This window comes from Lentzea sp. NPDC060358, assembly GCF_042725365.1.
Lineage (GTDB): Bacteria > Actinomycetota > Actinomycetes > Mycobacteriales > Pseudonocardiaceae > Lentzea.
The window spans coordinates 1-5,585 of the sequence record NZ_JBHXCW010000368.1 but is presented as its reverse complement, the minus strand read 5'-3'; the positions used below and the strand labels follow the sequence as shown (position 1 = coordinate 5,585).

Sequence of the window (5,585 nt, the reverse complement as noted above, 5' to 3'; positions counted from 1 at the left end):
ACCGCGGCCATCAGCGGGCCGCGGTCGCCGGACATCTCCCAGAACATCGCGCCCAGCAGGTTCTTCGACTTGAGCCACGCCGTCTTGCGCTGGATCGACCAGGCGTCGTCGAAGGTCCACCACTGGGTGCCGGTGTAGCAGGACGCCGCCACGGCCACCTCGTCGTGGAAGACCGTGCAGTTCGGCACGGACGCGACGAGGTTGGCGTACCCGCGCGTGCCCGCCTCCTCCGGGAACTGGCCCGGCGCCGCGCCGCCGGCCGTCTGCCACTCGCCGTTCTTGCCGCCGCTGGCCACGTTCTGCCAGCCGCGGCCGTAGAACGCGAGGCCGAGCGTGATCTTGCGGGACGGCACGCCGGCGTCGAGGTAGGTCTGCACGGTGTTCTCGACGCTGAACTTCGTCGCGTACGGGTCGTCCGGGTCCGGGTACAGGTTGCCCTGGTGACCGGTGCGGTTCGGCTCCCACGAGTTGTCGCTGCCCGAGCCGTGGAAGTCGTAGCCCTGGACGTTGAAGACGTCCATCGACTGCGCCACCCGCCCGAGTTCCCAGCCCGCCGCGATCTTGGCCGGGTCGGCCGGGGTGAACGCGGTGATCTGGTAGCGCTTGCCGGTCGTGGCGCCCAGCGCGTCGAGCTGGCGGCGGAACTCCTCGATCAGCAGCGAGTTGTTCACCTTGTCCTGCGGCCCGAAGTGGTTGCCCGCGTGGCCTTCGGCGCCCGGCCACTCCCAGTCGAGGTCGATGCCGTCGAAGATGCCCGCCGCGCTGCCGGGACCACCCGCGCCGTTGTAGACCGGCAGGTTGCCCTTGATGTAGACGTCGAGGCACGACGACACGAACTTCTTGCGCGCCGCGTCGGTCGCCGCGACGTCGGAGAAGTACTTCGAGTACGTCCAGCCGCCGAGCGAGATCAGCACCTTGAGGTGCGGGAACTTCGCCTTGAGCTTGCGGAGCTGGTTGTAGTTGCCGCGCAACGGTTCCCAGCCGCTGTCCGCCACCCCGTCGACGGACTGCGCCGCGCCCATCGGCCTGCTGTAGTCGGCCTCGGCGTCGCCCGCGCCGTCACCCTGGTTCGGGTCCTGGGGGTTGGGGCTCGTGCCCTTGGTGACGCCGTGCAGGCACGTCAGGTTGACCGGGTCGATGTTGCCGAACGCGTAGTTGACGTGCGTCATCTTCGCGGCGTCCATGTCCTTCACGAAGTACTGGCGCCCGTAGATGCCCCACTGCACGAAGTACCCGACGCGCGCGTAGCCGCTGACGATGTCGTTGGTGCGCTCGGTGAGTGCACTGCTCGGAGCCGAGAGGTTGTCGTAGAGGTCCCGTGCCCGGACGGTGAAGGTGTAGCTGGTCGACGGCGCGAGGCCGGTCACCGTGGCCGTGGTGCCGCTGACCGTCTGCTTCACCGTCGAACCGAGGTAGACGTCGTAGTTCGCGACTCCCCTGTTGTCGGTGGACGCGTTCCACGCCAGCGTGATGCTGCCCGCGTCCTTGGCCGTGGCGCGCAGGTTCGCCGGTGCCGTGGGCGGGGTGGTGTCGTCGGCCGGGTTGTTGGTGGTGACGGCGACGGCCGTGCTCGCCGGGCCTTGCACGCCCTTGGAGTCCTTGGCGCGCACCGTGAACGAGTACGCGGTGTTCGGGGTCAGGCCGGTGATGGTCGTGGACATCGTGGCGGAGCTCGCGGCGAGACCCGTGCCGTTGTAGATGTCGTAGCCCGTGATCGGGAGTGAGCCGGGCGTGGCGGCGTTCCACCGCAGGGAGACCGTGCGCGTGGTCCTGGCCGGTGACGTCAGGCCTGTCGGGGCGCCGGGCGGGGTGTCGGCACTGCCGTCACAGTTCGCATTGTTGATCCGGCACGTCACGGGGTCTGCGTTGGAGCTGATGGAGAACGCTGGGCTGTACGGCTCGGTGCTCGCACCCGCGTTGATGGTCTTGTTGTAGTGGACCGGCGTGACGGTGACCTGGTTGCCGTTCTGCGTGACGGTGCTGTTCTGGCTGTTGCCGACCGTCACGCCGTTGGGGAGCGTGAAGGTGATGGACCAGTCGGTGACCGCGGTGGTGCCGTGGTTGCGCACGACGAACTTCGCCGTGCCGCTCGCGACCGAGTAGTCGGCCGTCAGCCCGGTCGGTGCCGGTGCGGGGTCACCGCTGCCGTCGCAGGCCATGGTGTTGATCGTGCAGGTGGTCGGGTCGGCCGCGGCGCTCAGCGTGAACGCAGGGCTGTACGGCTCGGTGTCGCGACCCGCCGGGATGGTGTTGATGTAGAACGCCGGGGTGAGCGTCACCCGCGTGCCGTTCTGGGTGATGGTCGCGTTCTGCGGGTTGGTGGCGGTGACGCCGGCGGGCAGGTCGAACTTGAGCGACCACCCGGTGAGCGCCGCGGCGCTCGTGTTGGCGACCACGAACTTGCCGCTGGTGCCGGTGCGGGAGAAGGTCGCGGTGATGCCGGTGGCGGCCTGGGCGGGGGCCGCCAGTGCCAGCGCGGTGACCAGGACGGCCAGCAGTGCGGGGATTCGGCGCATGCGGAACTCCAGGTTGGTAGAGGTTCCGCGGCGGCCTGACGACAACGGTATGTGGTCTGGACCACACGCGTCAACGGCCGTGCGGCTCAGTCGGCGGGCCGGAACCCGATCCGCGTGCCCGGCCGAGCCTGTCCCAGAAACCGCAGGTGGTCGCGGTCGACGACGCCGATCACCGGATAGCCGCCGGTCGTCGGGTGGTCGTTGAGGAACACCACGGGCTGGCCGTCCGGCGGCACCTGGACCGCACCGGTGACCATGCCCTCGCTGGGGATCTCCCCGTCACGACGGTTCAGCTTGGTGCCGTGCAGGCGCGTGCCGACCCGGTTGCTGCGGTCCGAGACCGTCCAGGACCCTTGGCGCAGCTGGGTTTCCGCGTCCTCGAACCAGTCGTCGCGCGGGCCGAGCAGGATCGGGACGACCAGGGTCTCCGGGGCGTGGTGCGGCGGGACGACGTCGGCGCCCCGGGGCGTTCCCGGCGTGCCGAGGCGCAGGACGTCGTTGTCCCGCAACGGGTCTGGACCGATTCCGGAGAGCAGGTCGGTGGAGCGGCTGCCGAGCTCCTCCTCGACGTCGATGCCGCCGGACAGCGCCAGGTAGGTGCGCAGGCCGGTGGCCGGCGTGCCGATCGCGAGGGTCTGGCCCGGTTCGAGGTGGACCGGGTGGTGCGAGTCGGCGAGCCTGCCGTCGACCCGGACCTCGGTGGGCGGCCCGGTGACGGCGATCGTGCAGCTCGTGCCGGCGGTGAGGGTCAGGCCGCCCAGCAGGAGCTCCAGGCCGGCCGCGGTCTCGTCGTTGCCGACGAGCCGGTTGGCCAGGGTGAGCGAGCGCGGGTCGACCGCGCCGGACGGTGGCACGCCGAGGTGGGCGTTGCCCGGGCGGCCCAGGTCCTGGATGAGCGCCTGGGGGCCGGTGGTGAGGATGGTGACGGTGCGGTTCGGGCTGGTGCTGGTGTTCATGCTCTTGTTCATGCGGTCACGAACCTGACCTGGTCGCCGGGCTGCAGCAGTGCGGGTGTCTCGGCCTTGGGGTCGAACAGGGTGATCTCCGTGCGTCCGATGAGGCGCCAGCCGCCCGGGGTGGCTCTGGGGTAGGCGGCGGTGAACTCTCCCGCGATGCCGACCGAGCCCTGCGGGACCTTGGTGCGCGGTGAGTCGAGTCTCGGCTGCTGGAGGTTCTGCGGCAGGCCGGTGAGGTAGCCGAAGCCGGGGGCGAAGCCGCAGAACGCGACCTCGTAGGTGGCGCCGGTGTGGAGGCTGACGACCTCGTCCTCCGTGATGCCCGCCGTCTCGGCGACCAGGGCCAGGTCCGGGCCGTCGTAGGTGACCGGGATGGTCATCTCGCGCGGGTGCGTGGCCGGCGCCCTGGTCAGGTCGATACCCTCGAGGGCCCTCCTGACCTGCTGGAGCTCGCCCTTGACCAGCACCGTTCGCGCGGCGGGGACCAGCTCCTCGATGCCGTCGAGGTCTTGGAGGGCCGCGCGGACGGCCGCGACCTCCGTCAGTGAGTCGACCTCGACGAGGAGGGCGTCGGTTCCGCAGCGCCGCAGGAGCATGCCACCTATGCTACGGGGAATCGTGGGATTGTTGAACAATCTGCTGGGAGGATCGTTCAACAATCCCACGAAGGGCTTGCCGGATTGTTGAACGATCCGCGCGGCGGAGGTGGCTGGCGCGGTGAAGGTGGCTGACGTGGTGAAGGTGGCTGACGTGGCGTTGGCTGGCGGGGCGCTGGCTGGCGGGTCGGAGTGGTGCTCGGAGGGGCGCCGAGCGGCGTAGATCCTGGTGTTGACCGGGTGCTGTGTCAGCCAGGGTGGTCCGAGCCGAGCCGAGCCGAGCCGAGCCGAGCCGAGCCGAGCCGAGCCGAGCGGGCGGGCGGGCGGGCTGAGCCGAACCGGGGCGGTGCCAGCCAGCGTTGTGCCGACTGGGCGCCGTGCCGACCAGCATGGTCCCCAACAGCGTGGTGCTGACTGGCGTGGTCCCAGCCGGCGTGCTGTCGACCAGGTGCCGTGCCAGCCAGCCGTACCAGCCGCGCCTGCCAGCGCGGCACCAGCGGCCGTCGTCCCAGCGGCCGTGGTCTCAGCCGCCGTGGTCTCAGCCGGCGTGCCGGCCGGCGCGGTGCAGGCCGGCTGGCGTCAGCCGACCACGCGCTTGAGGTGCGCGGACGCGTGCGGCTGCATCTCCTGGCCGACCATCGCGCGCTCCTCGACGTAGGCGAGGTCGCCGTTGTTGACGATGCCGTAGAGCCGCTGGGCGCCCTTGACCTCATTGGCCGTGGCCGTGCGGATGACCGCGTCGGTCTCGAACTCCCAGGACGTCTGCGTGCGCACCTTGCCGTAGTACAGCTCGACGATGCCCGTGTTGTGCGCGAGCAGCAGCTCGATGGTGTCGTCCTGCTGCGGACGCCAGAAACCCTGCTCCCTGGCCGCGGGGCGGATCACCTCGCCGGCCTCGTTCAGCAGCCACGACCGGGCCTCGTAGACGAGGAACGGGCGTCCGTCGTGGGCGAACGTGATCTGCTGGCCGAAGCGGAACGGGCCGTCGATCGTCGGGTAGACGATCTCGCCCTCGCCTCGCCACACGCCGACCAGCGGGAGGACGCCCAGGAGGGCGTCGTTGAGGTCGGCGCCCTCGCGCAGGTTCGCCGTGTCCGCCGGGATGGGCATGTCGGTGAACTGCGGCAGGTTGCGCTCGCGCGTGGCCGCCGCGCGTTCCTCCGCCAGGCGGATGGCTTCGTCGCCGCTGCCGGGGATCGGGGCGGCGCCGGGGGTGCCCGTCGTCATCGCTGGTCTGAGTAGAGGCGGTAGACGACGTAGCCGGCGAACCACATTACGGCGATCGTCACTAGTACGAGGAGTCCTGTGAAGATGTGTTCCACGGTTGCCAGGATATCTCTCGTGCGTTGACGTGCAGGGTTGTGGTGGTGCATCACACCGGTGGGTGGCCTGTTTCGTGCTCGGGCTCCGCCCTGGACCCCACTGGCTGATCAAAGACCGGACAGCTTCACCGTCGCGTCGGCTCGCTGCCCCGCCCACAACGCGGGTGGCGGTGGACCGGGTGTGGTTCTTCGGAG

4 protein-coding genes are annotated in these 5,585 nt (G+C 70.2%); all 4 read right to left on the bottom strand.

All coding sequences use genetic code 11. The features are described from left to right. Positions 1 to 2,516 (bottom strand): glycosyl hydrolase family 18 protein (locus tag ACFWGZ_RS39155; protein WP_382456651.1); only part of this gene is annotated, 2,516 nt, incomplete at its 3' end. Between the two features lie 86 nt (positions 2,517 to 2,602). Further along, a complete protein-coding gene (locus ACFWGZ_RS39150; RefSeq protein WP_382456650.1) occupies positions 2,603 to 3,484 on the bottom strand; it encodes a biotin-dependent carboxyltransferase family protein in 882 nt (293 codons plus the stop codon). After that, the gene (gene pxpB, locus ACFWGZ_RS39145; protein WP_382456649.1) at positions 3,481 to 4,068 is read right to left on the bottom strand and encodes a 5-oxoprolinase subunit PxpB; all 588 of its coding nucleotides are present in this window, start codon (positions 4,066 to 4,068) and stop codon (positions 3,481 to 3,483) included. The genes ACFWGZ_RS39150 and pxpB overlap by 4 nt, the downstream gene beginning before the upstream one ends. A gap of 579 nt (positions 4,069 to 4,647) precedes the next feature. Then, a complete protein-coding gene (locus tag ACFWGZ_RS39140) occupies positions 4,648 to 5,265 on the bottom strand; it encodes an FABP family protein (protein ID WP_382456652.1) in 618 nt (205 codons plus the stop codon). Between the last annotated feature and the right edge of the window lie 320 nt (positions 5,266 to 5,585).

Excerpts from the sequence above, each read along its gene's own strand:
- pxpB (WP_382456649.1), bottom strand. The coding sequence starts at position 4,068 with ATGCTCCTGCGGCGCTGCGGAACCGACGCCCTCCTCGTCGAGGTCGAC.
- ACFWGZ_RS39150 (WP_382456650.1), bottom strand. The coding sequence starts at position 3,484 with ATGAACAAGAGCATGAACACCAGCACCAGCCCGAACCGCACCGTCACC.